At 68.2% G+C, this 16,942-nt stretch carries 19 protein-coding genes; 7 read left to right on the top strand and 12 right to left on the bottom strand.

Annotated elements, in window-relative coordinates; translation table 11 throughout:
• Positions 1 to 33: 33 nt before the first annotated feature.
• From ID574_RS25730 to ID574_RS25725, 3 genes are all read right to left on the bottom strand, one after another.
• A complete protein-coding gene (locus tag ID574_RS25730; RefSeq protein ID WP_188191539.1) occupies positions 34 to 1,152 on the bottom strand; it encodes a hypothetical protein in 1,119 nt (372 codons plus the stop codon).
• 94 nt (positions 1,153 to 1,246) lie between these two features.
• Positions 1,247 to 1,423 (bottom strand): hypothetical protein, encoded by a 177-nt coding sequence (locus ID574_RS60120; protein WP_223167066.1) that lies wholly within the window; start codon positions 1,421 to 1,423, stop codon positions 1,247 to 1,249.
• Positions 1,423 to 2,688: an AAA family ATPase gene (locus ID574_RS25725; RefSeq protein WP_223167065.1), complete on the bottom strand. Its 1,266-nt coding sequence runs from the start codon at positions 2,686 to 2,688 to the stop codon at positions 1,423 to 1,425. The genes ID574_RS60120 and ID574_RS25725 overlap by 1 nt, the downstream gene beginning before the upstream one ends.
• Before the next feature lie 79 nt (positions 2,689 to 2,767).
• Between ID574_RS25725 and sppA the strand changes: the two genes are divergently transcribed.
• Positions 2,768 to 4,465, top strand: a complete 1,698-nt coding sequence (gene sppA, locus ID574_RS25720) for a signal peptide peptidase SppA (RefSeq protein ID WP_188191538.1) — start codon at positions 2,768 to 2,770, stop codon at positions 4,463 to 4,465.
• Positions 4,466 to 4,532: 67 nt separating this feature from the next.
• Here sppA and ID574_RS25715 read toward each other — a convergent pair whose 3' ends face one another.
• The 3 genes from ID574_RS25715 to ID574_RS25705 form a co-directional block, all read right to left on the bottom strand.
• Positions 4,533 to 4,910, bottom strand: a complete 378-nt coding sequence (locus ID574_RS25715) for a helix-turn-helix domain-containing protein (protein ID WP_223167064.1) — start codon at positions 4,908 to 4,910, stop codon at positions 4,533 to 4,535.
• Positions 4,911 to 4,981: 71 nt separating this feature from the next.
• Positions 4,982 to 6,232: an ATP-binding protein gene (locus ID574_RS25710; RefSeq protein WP_188191537.1), complete on the bottom strand. Its 1,251-nt coding sequence runs from the start codon at positions 6,230 to 6,232 to the stop codon at positions 4,982 to 4,984.
• An 88-nt stretch (positions 6,233 to 6,320) separates the two neighbouring features.
• Entirely contained in the window at positions 6,321 to 6,611 is a 291-nt protein-coding gene (locus ID574_RS25705) for a hypothetical protein (protein WP_188191536.1), read from the bottom strand.
• Between the two features lie 200 nt (positions 6,612 to 6,811).
• Between ID574_RS25705 and ID574_RS25700 the strand changes: the two genes are divergently transcribed.
• The 5 genes from ID574_RS25700 (at position 6,812) to ID574_RS62870 (ending at position 9,823) form a co-directional block, all read left to right on the top strand.
• Complete coding sequence (locus ID574_RS25700) at positions 6,812 to 7,414, top strand: DUF6461 domain-containing protein (RefSeq protein WP_188191535.1); 603 nt, start codon at positions 6,812 to 6,814, stop codon at positions 7,412 to 7,414.
• Positions 7,354 to 7,743 (top strand): hypothetical protein, encoded by a 390-nt coding sequence (locus ID574_RS25695; protein ID WP_188191534.1) that lies wholly within the window; start codon positions 7,354 to 7,356, stop codon positions 7,741 to 7,743. The genes ID574_RS25700 and ID574_RS25695 overlap by 61 nt, the downstream gene beginning before the upstream one ends.
• 257 nt (positions 7,744 to 8,000) lie before the next feature.
• A complete protein-coding gene (locus ID574_RS60115; protein WP_223167063.1) occupies positions 8,001 to 8,381 on the top strand; it encodes an IS110 family transposase in 381 nt (126 codons plus the stop codon).
• Between the two features lie 22 nt (positions 8,382 to 8,403).
• The gene (locus ID574_RS60110) at positions 8,404 to 9,192 is read left to right on the top strand and encodes a transposase (RefSeq protein WP_223167062.1); all 789 of its coding nucleotides are present in this window, start codon (positions 8,404 to 8,406) and stop codon (positions 9,190 to 9,192) included.
• A gap of 370 nt (positions 9,193 to 9,562) precedes the next feature.
• Positions 9,563 to 9,823, top strand: coding sequence for a DUF6461 domain-containing protein (locus tag ID574_RS62870; protein ID WP_223167061.1), 261 nt, complete (start codon positions 9,563 to 9,565; stop codon positions 9,821 to 9,823).
• Between the two features lie 182 nt (positions 9,824 to 10,005).
• Here ID574_RS62870 and ID574_RS25680 read toward each other — a convergent pair whose 3' ends face one another.
• The 5 genes from ID574_RS25680 to ID574_RS25660 are packed head-to-tail and all read right to left on the bottom strand — an operon-like array spanning position 10,006 to position 13,928.
• Complete coding sequence (locus ID574_RS25680; protein ID WP_223167060.1) at positions 10,006 to 10,488, bottom strand: flavin reductase family protein; 483 nt, start codon at positions 10,486 to 10,488, stop codon at positions 10,006 to 10,008.
• A gap of 19 nt (positions 10,489 to 10,507) precedes the next feature.
• The gene (locus ID574_RS25675) at positions 10,508 to 11,437 is read right to left on the bottom strand and encodes an ABC transporter substrate-binding protein (RefSeq protein ID WP_188191532.1); all 930 of its coding nucleotides are present in this window, start codon (positions 11,435 to 11,437) and stop codon (positions 10,508 to 10,510) included.
• Positions 11,438 to 11,475: 38 nt separating this feature from the next.
• Positions 11,476 to 12,168, bottom strand: coding sequence for an ABC transporter permease (locus ID574_RS25670; protein WP_188191531.1), 693 nt, complete (start codon positions 12,166 to 12,168; stop codon positions 11,476 to 11,478).
• Between the two features lie 28 nt (positions 12,169 to 12,196).
• A complete protein-coding gene (locus tag ID574_RS25665; RefSeq protein WP_188191530.1) occupies positions 12,197 to 12,877 on the bottom strand; it encodes an ABC transporter permease in 681 nt (226 codons plus the stop codon).
• The gene (locus ID574_RS25660) at positions 12,870 to 13,928 is read right to left on the bottom strand and encodes an ABC transporter ATP-binding protein (RefSeq protein WP_188191529.1); all 1,059 of its coding nucleotides are present in this window, start codon (positions 13,926 to 13,928) and stop codon (positions 12,870 to 12,872) included. Before ID574_RS25660 ends, ID574_RS25665 begins: the two co-directional genes overlap by 8 nt.
• A 269-nt stretch (positions 13,929 to 14,197) precedes the next feature.
• Here ID574_RS25660 and ID574_RS25655 point away from each other — a divergent pair, with 269 nt between their 5' ends.
• The gene (locus ID574_RS25655; protein ID WP_188191528.1) at positions 14,198 to 16,021 is read left to right on the top strand and encodes an RNA polymerase sigma factor; all 1,824 of its coding nucleotides are present in this window, start codon (positions 14,198 to 14,200) and stop codon (positions 16,019 to 16,021) included.
• Here the strand turns inward: ID574_RS25655 and ID574_RS25650 are convergent.
• Positions 16,018 to 16,905, bottom strand: coding sequence for a sigma-70 family RNA polymerase sigma factor (locus tag ID574_RS25650; RefSeq protein ID WP_188191527.1), 888 nt, complete (start codon positions 16,903 to 16,905; stop codon positions 16,018 to 16,020). The genes ID574_RS25655 and ID574_RS25650 overlap by 4 nt on opposite strands.
• Between the last annotated feature and the right edge of the window lie 37 nt (positions 16,906 to 16,942).

The following is a 16,942-nucleotide window of genomic DNA, read 5'->3' as shown; positions in this document are numbered from 1 at the left end:
GTGGGTCGCTCTTGGCGCACCCACCCCTTTTGCCTATTCGCAGCCGCGCTTGCCCGGCTTGGCCACCGCGCCGGCTGCCGGCTCGCCCTGCGCCGCGGCATAGCCGCCCACGGCCAGGCGGTTCTGGTAGATCCGCTCGGCGGTCGACAGCTTGGCGAGGAGGCGGGTCTGGCCGGTCGTGACGTTCATGGCATAGACGTACGAGCCGACGGGCGTGTCAGGTGTCTTGCCGGGGCGCTCCCGTCCCGCGGCCGCGACGATCTCTTCGGGGCCGAGCCAGTCGATCACGTCGGCCTGGTGGACGTCCGCCGGCAGCCGCGGCTTGACCGTGGTCATCTTGCCCGTCCGGGTGGAGAAGACCGCCAGCCAGACGGGGGTCATGTCGGGGCCGCAGGCAGGCGGATCCTTGGGCACCAGGTTGGCGGCTCGCCCGTCTCGTGCGGCGAACGCGCCCCAAATGAGATGCTTGCCGGCTCTGGCGGGGATCTTGGCGGTGACGCTGCGACCGTCCTCCACGGTGCGGAACACCCCGCGCTCCTGCAACCCGGGCGCCTGGAGCAGAGTGATCCGCCCGGTCTCCGGATCGGCGTCGAGCAGGGTCCAGCCCTTGGGCATGCGGCGTACTGTGCCGGCCTCCACCTGGGCGAGCGTGGCGGGGGCATCATCCGAGTCGATCGCCAACTGGCTCCCGTCCCTGATGAAGCTCAGTCTGAACGGCGAGCCCAGCGAGCCGCGCGGCACCCGGTAGGGGATCGTCCAGCTCTCTCCGGAGGTCAGATCGCGGACCACGACTCTGTCGTCCTTGGCCCGGTGGTAGGCGACACGCGTTCCGTCCGGGCTGATCGCGAAGGAGCCCGCCTCGCCCAGCAAGTTGGGATCCTTGCTCTTCTCCCAGCCCAACGCCTCGGGCACGGAGAAGATCTGCCCGTCGGCCGTCACCAGCCGCCAGGTGTCGCAGGTGCCCGAAGGGATCTCGTCGCGGTCCTTGGGGTTGACGCACAGGTAGGCGAAGGCGGCGGTGCCGGATCCCGAGTCCGGCAGGGCCGGCGGCCGGCCGGGCGCGGCCGCCCCCGCGGCCGACGCGGGCACGACGACGCCGGTCGCCGCGAGCGTGATCACGGCAGCGGCCCTCATGCGCGTGGTGAGGTTCATGATTCCCCCGCTTCAACGTGGTGGCTTCCCTGTTGGAGCCTGTGGGAGCGGGAAAAGTTCACGATCCGCCGCCACCGGTTTCCGACCCGGTCGATCACGCGGAAGGAGGCACGTAGAGCTCCTCCAACCCGATCCGGCGGACGTCCCCCGGCATGTCCGACTGGAACCCGGCCCCGCTGTAGCAGGCGAGCACCGTGCCGCTGGTGTCGTAGCCCTTGACCGACAGCAGGTCGCGCGCCCGCCGCAACCGATCCACATGCGCTGCCGTCATCACCTTGTCCCACTTGACCTCGCCGAGAGACAGGATGCGCCGCGGAGGCCATGCTCCTCGGGGGCGAGAACCGCGACGTCGATCTCGATCTGCGCCCGGTTGCCCGGATCCGCGACGGTGCCCGCGGCCACCTCTCCAGGAAACTCGCCGAAGACCTCGGGCTCGGCGAGCAGAGCCCACTCCCTGCACAGCCCCTCGAAATGCGGCCCGACCACCTGGGAAAGAAATCGGCCGCGGGCATCGCGCCAGACCGCCTCGGACCTGCCGCGCTCCAGCCGCGGCCATTCGCTCCGCATGACGGCCTCGTAGAAGAGAATCAAGGGCTCGCAGATACGGAAGAGAGATTTGCCCTTCCTGAACGCGTCGGCCTCGCGAGCGATCAGGTGAGAGTCCTCCAGCACCGCCAACGGATGCCCGATGTCCGGAGATTTCCGCCCGATGTGGTTCGCGATGCCACCCCGGGTCGCGTTTCCCGCGGCGATGGCGCCGAGCACCGCGTGATACAGGGCCATGTCGCGAATGTCGGCCTCCTCGGCGAGCAGATAACGCGCCTCGCGAAACAGCGGCACCTGCCGGTTGAGCACGGTACGCAGGACCCACGCGTCGAAATCCTTCATCGATGCCGGCGCGTCACCGGCCACGAACTCGCGACGGTATGCCGGCGTGCCGCCCACGATGGAGTGGACCAGCACCGCCAGACGCGGATCGTCGATCCCCCAGAACTCCGCCGAGGCTCGGTAGTCCAGCGGCCTGACGATCAACTCCAGGCTCGCGCGCCCACGCAACGGCGCGTTCCCCGCCAGCAGGCGGCCCATCACCCCCATCGCCGAGCCGCACAGCAGCAGACGGGCATTGCCACGCCGGGCATACCCCCTCGGATCCAGAGCGTGCTGAATCAGTGAGGGCAGAGAAGGGGACGCCTTGGTCAGGTAGGGAAACTCATCGATCACGATGATCCCCTCCTGAACGACGGCGAAGAGCCGCTCCAACGCCTCGTCCCAGTTGGCGAACGCGTATTGCGCGCCCTCAGTCCTTGCCGCCAGTTCCCGGCCAAAGCGGGCCAGTGCCTCGGCCTGCGTCGCCTCCGCCGCCGTGAAGATGAACCCCCCGACCTCCCGGACCAGACCCTCGAGGAGGAACGTCTTCCCGTGGCGGTGCCTGCCGTATACGATGCCGAGCCGCACGTCCGAGCAGGGCGAGGTGGCGAACCTGACCAGGCCCGCCCATTCCTCGTCTCGCTCGAAGATGCGAGCCGGCTTGGGCATGATTTTCACGAAACGTGTCTACACCATTTCCCTCCGTACACCTGAGCCCATTTCGGAATGTGTCGCTTAGGGTGGCTCTATGGACGCAGGCAAGGCGATCTTCGAAACCGTCGACAAGCTTCGCCAGCGGCGCACGGGCCCGCTGGTGCTGGAGCTCGATCTCACCGAGGGCGTCACGGAGGGCCCGCCGACGGATCCGCTCGCCGCGGTGCTGTCCATGCGCAAGACGCGCCTGTCCGACATCCTGTCCGGGCTGCGGCGGGCCAGGCAGGACTCCAGGGTCAAGGCGCTGGTCGTGAAGATCGGGGCCAATCCGCTGGGGCTCGCGATGGTGCAGGAGATCCGCCAGGCGGTGACCCAGTTCCGCGCCTCCGGCAAGCTCACGGTGGCCTTCGCCGAGACGTTCGGCGAGTTCGGCGGCGGCACCGTGCCCTACTACCTGGCCACCGCGTTCGAGCGCCTCTACCTCCAGCCCAGCGGCGACGTCGGGCTGACCGGGGTGGCGCTGGAGCAGCGCTTCCTCAAGGGGGCGCTGACGAAGCTGGGCGTGGGGTTCGAGGCGGGGCAGCGGCACGAGTACAAAACGGCCGTCAACACCTTCACCCAGGACCACATGACCGAGCCGCACCGCGAGTCCATGAGCAGGATCGTGGAGTCGGTCACCGAGACCATGATCGCGGGCATCGCCGACGGGCGTCGGCTCGACCCGGGCAAGGTGCGCGAGCTGATCGACCGGGGCCCGTTCACGGCCGCGGAGGCGCAGGAGGCCGGGCTGGTCGACGGACTGGCGTACCGGGACGAAGTGCACGACGAGGTCAAGCAGGCCACCGGTGGTGACGCACATCTGCTGTACGTGGCCAGGTACGCCCGCGCCGCGGCCGTGCGGAAGCTGCCGCACCCGATGGCGGACGGGATCGCGCTGGTCCACGGCACCGGCATGATCAAGACCGGGCGGAGCGGCCGGAGCCCGCTCGGCGGGGGCGGCGCGATGGGCTCCGACACGATCAGCGCCGCGCTGAGGGCGGCCCGGCGCGACGAGCACATCAAGGCCGTGGTCTTCCGCGTCGACAGCCCCGGCGGCTCGTACGTGGCCTCCGACACCGTGTGGCGCGAGGTGTCGCTGACCCGCAAGGTGAAGCCGGTGATCGTCTCCATGGGTGACCTGGCGGCGTCCGGCGGCTACTTCGTGTCGATGGCCGCCGACGTGATCGTGGCCCAGCCGGGCACACTGACGGGCTCCATCGGCGTGTACGGCGGCAAGCCCGTCCTTTCCGAATTGCTCGGAAAAATGGGGATAAATTCGGAAATGGTGGCGGAGGGCGCCAACGCCGGCATGTTCTCCACCTCCCGCGGCTTCTCCCCCGAGCAGTGGGAACGCATCAACGTCTGGCTCGACCGCATCTACGACGACTTCGTCGGCAAGGTCGCCAAGAGCCGCAACCTCACCCGGGAGCGTACGCACGAGCTGGCCCGCGGCCGCGTCTGGACCGGCGCCGACGCGCACAAGCACGGCCTGGTGGACGAGTTGGGCGGCCTGGAGGACGCGCTGACCCTCGCCAGGAAGCGCGCAGGGCTGGCCGACGACGCCCCGGTCCGCATGTATCCGCGCCTCAACGTGCTGGAGCGGCTGCGCGGACCCGAGTCCAGCGAGGACAAGTCGGCCGCGCTGGCGCGGGTCCGCCTGGACGCCTGGGGCCCGCTGGCTCGCCTCTCAGCCGAACTGGGGCTGCCCGCCGCCGGCCCGCTGATCCTGCCGGAGTGGTACACGATCCGCTGACCCAGCACTTGCAAGCCCTGCTCATCCCGAAACGACCATCGGGAAGAACGCTCAAGGCTTCAAACGGTCACATGGCCGCGGTCGCGTCGCCCATGCGATACCTGCCGTCATCAAACGTGGCGGTCAACCCCACCCGCCCTCCGATGGCCTCGACGGAGCGAGCCAGCACTTCTACCGAGGTCACATCGCCGTTCTCGATCTGGGACACGCGCATCTTGGTCACGCCCATCTTCTCGGCCACCTCGGATTGCGTAAGCCCGGCGTTCTTGCGCCGTTCGGCCAGGTGCCATGCGCGCACATACGCCTCGATCATGCCCCGAGTCTCGGCCAGCGCCTTCTCTCCCCCGGCCCGCTCGATATGTCCGTCACGGACATCGCTCCACTTCTTGAAATCGGTCGTCGGCTTTCCTCCTCGCCAAGCCTGAGTGAACTGCGTGACGCCCAAGGCCACTTCACGTCAGAGGCCCTCTGTGATCTCACGGCGGGCTCTTGTCCAAGCGACTCACGCGAGCAGGATCAGGTTTCCGCCTGCGTCGTCCACAGCGCGGAGATGGGCAGGCAGGTGAGGCCTTCACCGAAGCTCAACGACTCAGATCCACAGTAGAGGACGAAGCCTCCCTTCATGCGATCCCCGAGGCGCCTTTGGAGTAGTCTCAGGGCTCGGAAGTCGTCGCGGCGGACGGTCTCCGCCGCCTTCACCTCGATGCCGATGATCTCGCCCGCGTTGTTCTCCAGGATCGCGTCCACCTCGTATTGGTCGCGGTCACGGTAGTGGTAGAGGCGAGCCGACGTCCTGGCCCAGGTCAGTTGCTTGGTGATCTCGCTAAGCACGAAGTTCTCCAGCAGACCGCCGACGCGGCTGTCGCTGACGTCCCCATCGGTGAGGTAGGCCGCCAAGCCGGGGTCCACGAAGATCACTTTTGGGGTTGCCACGGCTCGTGTCGTGGCGTTCGATGACCATCCGGGAATGAAGCGGACCAGGAAGATGATCTCCAGAATGTCGACGTAGCGGCGTACGGTCGGATTGGGCAGTCCCAACTCGCTTGCGAGGCGATTGATGTTGAGCAGGCCGCCGGTCTGTGCGGCGAGCAAGGACATGAGCCTGCGCATGTCGGCTGTGCGCTCGATCTCAGCGATCTGCTTCACATCGCGGACGATCAAATCTGCGATGTAGCCCTCGAAGAAGCGCTTACGTCGTCGGGGGGCGGTCCGTTTCACCGCCTCGGGGTACCCACCCCGGGTGGCTAGTGCCAGATAGTCCTTACGCCTCAGCCCACGTTCTTCCGCGCGCAGATCAGCGCCCAATGCGAAGACGGCGTCGACGAAACCGTCTTCATGGCCCTCGATCTCGCCTTGTGAGAGCGGCCAGAGTTCGATGGTCTCAGACCTGCCGGGCAACGCGTCCGGAAGGCTCCTCAACGCGAGTAGCCGAGCAGAGCCGGTGAGAAGGAAGCGGCCAGGACGCGGATCGCGGTCCACCATGTACTTGATCGCCAGCCAGAGGTCTGGCACTCGCTGGACCTCATCAATCAGCATGAGACTGTCGTGGTGTACGAAACGGACCGGGTCTTCCTGCGCCGCCGTCCGTGTGACCGGCTCGTCGAGGAAGCGTGCGACACCGCCGGGAACCTGCCGCAGCACCCTTTCCGCGAGTGTGCTCTTGCCCACCTGGCGCGCTCCGTTGATGACGACGACCCGCGTGTCTTCCAACGCCTCGTAGACAAGTGAAGCAGCACGTCGAGGGAGGTAGTCGATCGCTTCTCGCACGGTGCCAGACTAGCATCGACGTTACGTCTGCCGAAGGTCCTGCGTTAAATCTGCCGAAGGGCACGTGTTAAGTCTGACGAAGATCGGCTCATGTCGTCATCGCACGGCGGAGGCCCCGGATCGCCGCCGGACGCGCGGCCTGACAGCCCAGGCCGCAGGCGAGGACCAACTCCAACCAGAGGTGGGAGTAGTACACCGCGCCGAGCAGGACCCGACTCACGATCACACAGAAGCCAACCACGATCCTTCGATGCGACGGAATCAGAAGAGTTTCACACAGGCCCAATATCACGACTGCGACCCAACAGGAACGGACAGCCGGCTTCTTTCGCGCGCCCTCCATCTCTCGCAGCCGGCGCTGATCACGGTTGATGGCCACGTCCCCTCCCTGACTCCAGCCTGGTGAGCCTCAGCCCGGGGCCCCCACGCCATCCCCCACCCCACAACCCCGCCGGCCAACGCCAACGCCCCGACCGACGCCGCGTTAGCCCAAGCCAAGAAAGACAACAAGCGCGTCGAGATCGAAGCGCCCCGCACCATTCGCCATTTAGTGGCTACGTCTACCCTGAGGCGAGAAGAGTGTCCAGCTTTCTGTTGTACAAGGAAACGATTCACTCGATATTCGAAGACCCGGCCTGTCTTACTTGGGTGCGCGGCGAGAATATCCGTGACGTCGTCCAAGCGTTCGGTGGGCGACCGGAGCAACTCGCCGAAGGCGACTTCAATGACCTGTACGAATCCTATGAGTTGGATGACGACGAGGCCATTATTCTCATAACTCAGTCGCCCGGCTGGCTTATGGTCGTTGAATTCACCCGGTACATGGGGGCCCGCCGTGACATGCTCCGACGCCTGTCAGCCGGTGGTGAGGCCCTGGCCCTGGCGTGGACCATCGAACTCGATGCCACCCTCGCCTACGCTGCGGACGGGAAGCTGGAGAACATCTTCGACCCCGTCCGGCAGGGCACCACGGCGGCCGAGCCGGAGTACCTGGACTGGGCGCAGACCTACGGTGTCACGGCCGAGCAGTGGGGCGACGACTGGCTGGCCGTGTCGTTCACCCTCGCCGAACAGATCACCGGTCTGCCCGTCGACCAGGCGTGGAAGAGCGAACCCACCTGGTGCTCAACATCATCCGGCAGGACGACGAGGAGCCGGCCGCGAGAACCCCGTTGGCGCTGAATGAGGAAAAGCGGGAGCTGGTCGCCCGCCATCCCCGCGTCGAGGCCATCGCGGCGAACCCTCCGGAGGACGATTTTACTGAAATGCCGCTGATCGCGTCCGAGATGGTTGTGCGTGCAGCTGGGCTGGAGGGCCCTGACATCGACGAAGCCCTGGCCGCCATCGGGGCCGGCCGTCGTGGAGAATCCGTACGAGCGCTGAACGACCGTCTTGTGACGCTGGCCGACGATTTCCGGGGGCGGGCCACCGAGGTCATGGACGAGAACGCGAATGCCGGACTGCCTGATCCAGACACCGACTGGGGCAGGCTCCTGATGAAGGATCTGTGAGTCTGGTGGTGGCGCTTGAGGCGAAGCGCTGACAGGCTCGGTATCGGCGATCTCGGGTGACTCTCGAAGGATCTGGCCACCCCGTGGTGTGCCCTGCGCGTGACGTGTCCCCATGGTCGCCGATACCGGCCCGGCTCACCCCCGCTGACTTGATCAGAAGCCTGTCCGCCGCTGGTGTGACTCCTCACAGATGTGTCCGCGCGGGTGACATCGTCCAGGCCACGCCCCCAACACCGCCGGACGCAAGGGAGCCGCAGATGGCCATGCTGTCGGAGTCAGTAGATGCCGTCATCGGAGTCGACACCCACCGCGATAGTCACAGCGCCTGCCTGGTCAACCCGGTGGGTGGCGAGCTGGCCGCCATCACCGTCACAGCCGATGCCGACGGGTACGCGCGGCTGGTGCGCTGGGCCAGCGAGCACACCCCGGGCCCGAAGGTCGTGTGGGCGATCGAGGGCACCCGCAGCCACGGCGCCGGTCTCGTGCGTGCCCTGCGCCAGGTCGGCCAGCAGGTCATCGAGTCCGACCGGCCCAAGCGCGTCCGACGTCGCGGCAGCGGCAAAAGCGACGCGCTGGACGCCCGCCGGGCCGCCCGAGAAGCGCTCGGCCGAGAGCAGACCGCCGTTCCCACGCGCTGACGGTCCGCGAGAGGCGACACGCATGCTTCTGGTCACCCGCGAAAGCGCGATTCAGGCGCGCACCGGCGCGTTCAACCAGCTCAAGGCTCTGATCCTGACCGCGCCCGAACCCCTGCGGCAACGACTGCGCGCCCTGAAGAGGCATGCCTTGATCGACGCCTGCCTGCGCCTACGCCCTTCGGCCGTCGCCGATGCCGAAGAACGCATCCGCCGCACCGTGATGCAGCGCCTGGCCCGCCGCATCCGCGACCTGACCGCCGAAGTGCACGCTGCCGACGACGAGTTGGCCGAGCTCGTCGTCCGGCATGTCGGCCACCTGCTGCAGATGCGCGGCGTCGGCGTCATCACCGCCGCCCAATGCTGGGTCTCCTGGTCCGGCCCCGGCCGCTTCCGCAACGAAGCAGCCTTCGCCGCCCTGGCCGGCGTCAACCCCATCGAGGCCAGCAGCGGCAAACACACCCGCCACCGGCTCAACCCCTTCGGCGACCGCGCACTGAACCGCGCCTTGCACCACATCGCCCTCACCCTCGAGCGCTGCGATCCCGAAACCCCGCGACTACCTGGCCAGACGCATCAGCGACGGCAAAACCCGGCGCGAAGGCATCCACTGTCTCAAGCGCTACCTCGCCCGCAAGATCTACCGCGCCCTCGAACACCCGCCACCCGCCGCGCAGGCCGCTTGACAAACATAGAAGCGTCACGCACTGAAAGCGCTCGCCGCCCCGCTGTCGATGGATCCGTACCCGGGCTGCAAGGCGGCGATCAGGCAAGCGCGGGAAGTCGTCGTCGGCCAGCGGAGGCAGAACGATGACTATCGCTTACTGAAGGTGATGGAAAACATCGCATTCTACATGTTCAACGGCCATAATCCGTGAGCCCCCTTCACATCGTGAACTCGTGATTCTCGTGCCGAAAATGATGCGATTTTACTACAAGGGCGAACCGGCGCCACGGACTCCCGAAGATCAGGAAGCGTTCATGAACGACCACGAACGCTCCCGCGGTTATCCGGAACGGCCCGCTTCCCAGGACATCGCCACGGAGGGACTGCTGAAGCAACTGCAGGCGGTAAACACAGGACCAATTCGCGATAGCACCGACTTGTATCGGTCAACACCGAGATCGGTACGGAAACAACTGCGTTCTGAAGCTGGACCTTTTCTTGATCAAACTATCCTAGAGTGGCTCAAGGGCGGGACAACTACGTCTCGCTCGTATCCGTTCTACGGCACGACTACGCAACCGACCTGTTCGTGTATGCCATCGACGGAGATCGGCTCACTTCCTTCGACCCGAGGAAACCCGCATGGCGTTATGGGAGCGATCCAGATCGTCTCCTGGACACGATGCGGCAGGTAGGTATCGATCCAACGTACCTCCCAGGAGGCGACGTCACGGGAGACGGGCCCTACCACGAGCACGGTGACCGTCGCCGTCTATGACTGCGGCTGGGGCGGAACTCCCCGTCTCAACATGCCTCGACGGACCAGTGCAAAGCATGGGCGCGGCTTGGCTGTGGTCGGAGCGATCGCCGACTATGTGGGCTACGAAGGTGACGACGGGGTGGGGCACAAAGTCTGGGCCAGGATCAACGTCGTTTAGGGAGCGGGTTCTCGGCGCATGATCACGCCCCCATGGGGCGGTAGCGGCCGCGAAGGCGTACCAGGGGCTGCAGGGCCGGGTTCACGTAGGAGACGGCCAGGACGGCGGCCAGGAAGAGGGTGTGGTCGCCGCCTGGGATCACTTTTGTGGTCTCGGCCTCAAGAGCGGCCACTCCGCCCTCCACCACCAACGCCTCCGTGTGCGGCCCTCGGTGGTGCGGGATGCCGGCCACCAGGAGGCGGGCGCTGGGCCGGCCCGGGGTGGCGAAGCGGCTGGCGATGGCGGCCTGGCCGGAGGACAGGAGGGAGGCCGCCCAGCGGTCCTGCCGGAGCAGGACCTCGTTGAGATAGCTGCGGCTGGCCAGGCTGACCAGGACGAGCGGGGGCTCCAGGGAGACGGACATCAGGGCGGACACCGTCGTCCCGAGGTCGTCTCGTCCGTCGCGGACGGTCACGACCGCGACCCCGGCGGCGAGCTGGGCCATTGCCTCCGTGAACTCGCTCACCGCCAGGGCCTCTCAACGGTCAGGCGAGACCGTTCGCGGTCAGCCATTCCTTGGCCACCGTGGCGGGCTCGTCCTTGTTGACGGAGATCTTCTGCATCATGTCCAGGAGGGACTGCGTGGTGAGCTTCGCCGAGATGGAGTTCAGCGTGGTCCTGATCGTGTCGGTGGCGGCCGCCTTGTTGAGCAGCGGCGTCACGTTCTGGGCGGGGAAGATGTTCTTGGGGTCCTGCAGGGGCACCAGGTTGTTGGCCGTCATCTTGGGGTCGGTGGTGAAGACGTTGCCGACCTGGATCGAACCGTCCTTGATCGCGTCCGCGGTGGTCGGCCCCGTCGGCTTCCACTCCTTGAACTCGATCCCGTAGACCTCCTTGAACCGCGCCTCCCACCGCTCCTTGAACTCGGGCGGGCCGCCGACGATCATGTTCTTGGAGACCTTGGCGAGGTCCTCCATCGTGTTGAGCGACTGCTTGGTCTGCGTGTCCTTGGTGATGGACAGGCTGTCCTTGTCCTCGGCCGGCGAGGAGTCCAGCACCTCCAGCTCGGGGGGCAGCTTCTCCTTGAGCGCCGCGTCGACCTCTTCAGTGGTCGCGGCCGTGGCGGTCTTGTCGATGAAGGCCAGCAGGTTGCCGTTGTACTCCGGCACGATGGTCAGGCCGCCACTCTTGACCTGGTCGTACAGCGCCTCACGGCTGCCGATGCGCGGCTTCTCCTCGACCTGCACGCCCTTGGCCTCCAGCGCCTGGGCGTAGATCGACGCGAGCAGCACGTTCTCGTCGAAGTCGGCGGATCCGATGATGGCCTTACCACCCCCGCCAGAGGCCGTGCCGCTGGGTGCCGCGCTCGTGGTGTCGAGCGGGTTGCCCGCGGTGCCGGTGCCGCCACCACCGCAGGCGGCCAGTGCGAGCATCGCCGAGACCAGCGCCCCCGCGATGCCGTACTTGCGTCTCATCTTGCTTTTCCCTTCTAAGCGGGAGGTAATACAGGAGACTATCGAACCTTGAGTCGCTGGCTCACCCCCGGCGAGACCGTCACTCTCTGGGCGAGCGTGAACAAGGTCTGCACCACCAGCGCGAACAGCACAATCAGTACTGAACCGCCGACGACGCTCGCGTAATCCTTTGTCGCGAAACCGTCGATCACGTAACGTCCGAGGCCGCCCAGCCCGGTGTAGGCGGCGACCGTGGTGGTGGCCACGACCTGGATCGCCGAGAGCCGGCAGCCCAGCAGGATCAGCGGCAGCGCGACCGGCACCAGCACCCGCAGGAGCACCTGCGGGCCGCGCAGGCCCATCCCGTAAGCCGCGTCCCGCAGCTCCGGATCGACCCCCCTGATCCCCTCGTACGTGTTCACCAGGATCGGCGGCACCGACAGCAGCACCAGCGGGATGATCACCGGCCAGATCGAGGCCGCGCCCAGCAGCAGCACGAACATCACCAGCAGGCCCAGGGTGGGCAGCGCCCGGGCCAGGTTCGCCGAGACGACGACCAGCACCTCGCCCCGCCCGGTATGGCCGATCAGCAGGCCCAGCGGCACCGCGATCAGCGCGGCCAGCGCCAGAGCCAGAGCGGAGAACTCCAGGTGCTCCAGCAGCCTCATGGGGATGCCGTCGGGCCCCGACCAGTTCTCGGGGTTGCCGAAGAACTCACCCAGCCAGGAGAAGAACGCCGTCAGCCAGCCCACGACGCCGCCTCCCCACCGAAGCCCACGCTCATGCTCCCTGCCCCTTCCGCGCCCGCACCCACGGGGTGAGCAGCCGCTGCGCCAGCACGATCAGGCCGTCGGCGACCAGCGCCAGCGCCACGATCAGCACGATGCCGACGACGACCGGCGGCATGAACGGGTTCTGGTACGCCCGCGTGAACAGCCCGCCCAGCCCGCCCTGTCCGATCAGCGCACCCACACTCACCAGGCTGATGCTGGACACCGCGACCACCCGCAGCCCGGCCAGCACCACCGGCACCGCGATCGGCAGCTCGACCAGTAACAGGCGGCGCAACGGCGTGAACCCCATGGCGACCGCCGACTGGCGCACGTGGTCGGGCACCGAGCCCAGCCCGTCGACCACGGCCGGGAGCAGCACCGCCATGCCGTAGAAGGTCAGCGGAATGATCACCGTGGTCTGCGTCAGCCCGGTCACCGAGATCAGCAGCATGAAGATCGGCAGCGACGGGAGCGCGTACACCACGTTGAAGAGCCCCGCGGTGGGCTGGTAGAGCCAGCGCCAGCGGACGCAGGCCAGCCCGAGGGGCAGCGCCAGGACCAACGCGAGCAGGATCGGCACGAGGGACATGGTCAGGTGGTCGGTGAGCAGGTTGCGGATGCTGTCGACGCGCCCGGTGTCCCAGTTGCGGGCGATCCACTCCCAGATCGAGGGGGGACCGTCACCCATCTGCGGCCTCCGCGAGCGCCTGGTCGAGCGCCTCCCTGGTGGCCACGCCGACGACCTTGCCCTGCTCGTCCACGGCCACGGAGCAGCCGGACGGCGACAGCAGCGCGGCGTCGAGCGCGGAGCGCATCGAGTCCCGGCCGTACACGAACGTCCCGTACGGCTCCAGCTCCCCCGGGCGCGCCCCAGAGACCCAGCCGACCGGCCGGCCGTCCCCCGACACGACCAGCAGCCAGGGCTCGGACGTGCCGCGCTCGGCGCCCTCCTCGACGGTCAGGTCGGTACGGAGCCGCAGCCCCTCGGTGGAGATGAACTGCAGCCGCCTGATCCCCCGGTCGTGCCCGAGGAACTCGCGGACGAAGTCGTCGGCCGGCTCCGACAGCAGCGTCTTCGGGTCGGCGAGCTGCGCCAGCGTGCCGCCGACGCGCAGGACCGCCACGCGGTCGCCGAGCTTGATGGCCTCGTCGATGTCGTGGGTGACGAAGACGATGGTCTTGTTCAGCTCCGCCTGGAGCCTGAGCAGCTCGTCCTGGAGGCTGGTGCGCACGATGGGGTCGACCGCGCTGAACGGCTCGTCCATGAGCAGCACGGGCGGGTCGGCGGCCAGCGCCCTGGCCACGCCCACGCGCTGCTGCTGCCCGCCGGACAGCTGGAAGGGATAGCGCCCGGCGAGCGCCGGGTCGAGGCCGACGCGCTCCAGCAGCTCCATGGCCCGCGCGCGGGCCTTCTTCTTGTCCCAGCCGAGCAGGTAGGGGACGGTGGCGATGTTGTCGACGATCTTCCGGTGCGGGAACAGGCCGGCCTGCTGGATGACGTACCCGATGCCGCGCCGCAGCGTCGGGGGGTCGATGCCCTGCACCGGCACGCCGTCGAGCAGGATCCGGCCCTCCGAGGCGTCGATCATGCGATTGATCATCCGCAGGGAGGTCGTCTTGCCGCAGCCCGAAGGGCCGACGAGCACGGTGATCTCGCCGGTGGGTGCCTCGAGGCTGAGGCGGTCAACGGCGACCGTTCCGTCTGGGTAGCGTTTGGTGACAGAGTCGAATGTGATCACGCGCGACCTCTCGCTCGGGGCAGGGCCGCGGCCCCCCTGCCACGACCGCCGCATGATCTCTTGGACCACAGACTACGGCGACACCACCCGGGCTGTCCCCTTGGGCCAGACTTAAGCGCTTCACTGACCAGGCATATTTACCTAAATCCTGATCTGGTAGTGCGCCAGACCGGTCGGTGTTGGCATGATTACCTCCACAATCGCAAAACGAGCACCCCTCGCACCAACACCCTCAGCCAGCGTCCGCTCACAGCAAGAGGATCCGGCCTGTGTCCCAGCCGCTCACCGATCAGCGCCCACGCGCAGAACTGATCGCAGAGCTCTACGACCGTTATGCCGCCGGGCTGTTCGCGTACTGCGCCGACCAGCTCGGCGACCTCGGCTCCGCCTCCGACGTCCTGGCGTCGGTGCTCTCCGGCATCCCGGACACGGAGCCACCCCGTGCCGCTCTCTATGCGTTCGCCCGCCGCGAGATCCACCGGCGGGACGTGGTCTACGCGCCCCCCGCTGTGGACCCGCTCATCGACCCGGCCACGGCCCTCGTCGAGCGCACTCTGCGGGAGCTGCGCCCGCACCAGCGGGAGGTGCTGGTGTTGTGCGCGGTCTGCGGGCTGAGCAAGGCGGAGCTCGCCTGGGTGCTCGACGTCGCGCCCGACACGGCCGAGGAGCTGGCCGTGGGGGCGGGGCACCGGTTCCGGCAGGCGCTGGGAGCCGCGCTGGCATCCACCGGGTTACGCGTGCCCAAGCCGATCGCCGACGTCTACGGCGCCTTAGGTGTCGCGCCCTTGCATGACGTGCTCGGCCGTCTGCCGTGGCCCCAGCCGCCGGCCGCGCTGCGCATCCACTTCGCGGGCTCGCGTACCCCGACGCCCGCCCCGCTGTTCGTCAAGCCGCGCTGGCCCAGCCCGCCGGTGTGGCCGCAGCCGCTGGCCGAGTCCGACCCGGCGAGCAGCACGATGATCTTCCCGAAAGAGCTGCTGAAGCCGCCGAGCCCGGCGCGGGTCTCCCAGTACGAGGCCACCACGGCCCCGATGCCGAAGGTCCGCAACCCGCTGAACGGCCCGCCGCAGGACCTCGGCCGCTCCCTCAGGGACCCGCTGGCCGCTCTGGACACCGCCCGGCCTGTCCTGAGCTCCCCGCACGAGCAGGACCCGTTCGAGACGGATCCGCGCGGCAGGGACCAGCTCGGAGCGCCCTCGCGCGACGCGGACCCCTTCGGAACGGGCTCACGCGGCGCCAACCTCTTCGAAACCGGCTCGACCGAGGCGAACTTCTTCGGAGCGGCCTCACGCAACTCCAACCCCTTCGAAACCGGCGGAGCGGCCTCGCGCGACCCCAACCCCTTCGGAGCGGACCCGTGGGGAGGGGAGGCACCGTCCTCGGGGCCGTCCGGAGAGCGGCCGTTCTTCCTGGCGGAGCCGGCGGACGGGCCGATGCCGTTCGCCACGGGTGACGTGCTCCTGCCGAAGGACTCGCCCGAACCGTTCGCCACGGGTGACGTGCTGCTGCCCAACGACACCCCGGAGCCCTCGCCCGGCTTCCTGGGGTTCCAGCCCCCGGAGCGTCCCTCCCGCGGGGGCCTGCGCAGACCGCCCAGGCCCGGCAGGCGCCCGCAGCCGTCCCCGGCGGACGACGTACTGGTGCACAAGGGTCCGGCCCGGCCGCTCCAGCAACCGGAGGAGCCGGCACGACAGCGGCCGGAGGAGCCAGGACGACAGCTGCCAGAGGACCTGGGACGACAGCGGACGGAAGATCCGGCGCCGCAGCGCGAGGAAGATCCGATCCGCAACACCGCGCCGCTGTTCAAGCCGCGCCCCAAGCCCTCGGAGCCCGTCTACCGGATGCCGCTGCCCTGGGAGGACGAGGCGGCCGAGGAGGAGGCCCCGGTGTCCGGGGAGTCGCTCCTGGCGCCGCGTCCGGTCCGCGCCCGGCCCGTCCCCCAGCGCCGCCCGGTGGTCAAGCCCCGGCCGGAGAAGACACACCGCCGCAAGGACCGCCACTACGACTGGGCCTGGGAGCTGATCGGCTTCCTGATCTGTGTGGCGATCGCGATGATCGTGTTCTTCTCCGTGCCGATGTTCGTCGATCCCTAGTCGTTCTCGAGGCCGGGAAGGACGAGCGTCTTCAGGCGGTCCACGTCGGCCAGGATGTCGATGGCCACGACCTTCCCGCCGGCGACCGTGAACGCCATGATCGACATCGGCTCGCCGTCCGGTACGGTGAGCACGCCCGCTACGCCGTTGACCAGCACCGGCCGCACGAACGGCGAGAACCGCCTGAACATGAACGCCGACTTGGCCACGGCCAGGGCCCCGCGCAGCTCCATCCACCGGCCGCCGGCCACGGCGCCGCGGTCGGCCCTGAGCACCACGTCCGGGTCCAGCACCGCCACCAGGGCGTCGAAGTCGCCGGCTCGGGAGGCGGCCATGAAGGCGTCCACGATCTCGCGCTGCCGCGACACGTCGGGGTCCGGCGCCGGCGCCGCGTCGCGCACGCGGCGGCGGGCCCGGCTGGCGAGCTGACGGGTCGCGGCAGGGGTGCGGTCGACGATGGGGGCGATCTCGTCGAAGGGCACGGCGAACATGTCGTGCAGCACGAACGCCAGCCGCTCCGCCGGTTCGAGCGTCTGGAGCACCACGAGCAGCGCCAGGCCCACGGAGTCGGACAGGAGCGCCTCGTGCTCGGGGTCCACGCCGTCCGCCGAGCTCACCACCGGGTCCGGCAGGCGCGTCTCCAGTGGCTCCTCGCCGCGCGTCCGGCGGGAGCGGAGCATGTTGAGACAGACGCGGCCCACGACCGTGGTGAGCCAGCCGCCCATGTTCTCCACGTCGCCGGTGTCGGTGCGTTCCAGCCTGATCCAGGTCTCCTGCACCGCGTCGTCGGCCTCGCTCAGCGAGCCGAGCATGCGGTACGCCACCGCCCGCAAATGATCCCGGTGCGCCTCGAAGACGCCAGTCAATACCTCGTTGTCGTTCATCGGTCACATTCTCCCGTGCTGCCGCGTCATGGAGGTG

The organism is Nonomuraea sp. SYSU D8015, from assembly GCF_008065375.1.
Taxonomy (GTDB): Bacteria; Actinomycetota; Actinomycetes; order Streptosporangiales; family Streptosporangiaceae; genus Nonomuraea.
Note: the sequence above shows the minus strand (reverse complement) of the source record. Positions and strands in the feature narration are given on the sequence as shown.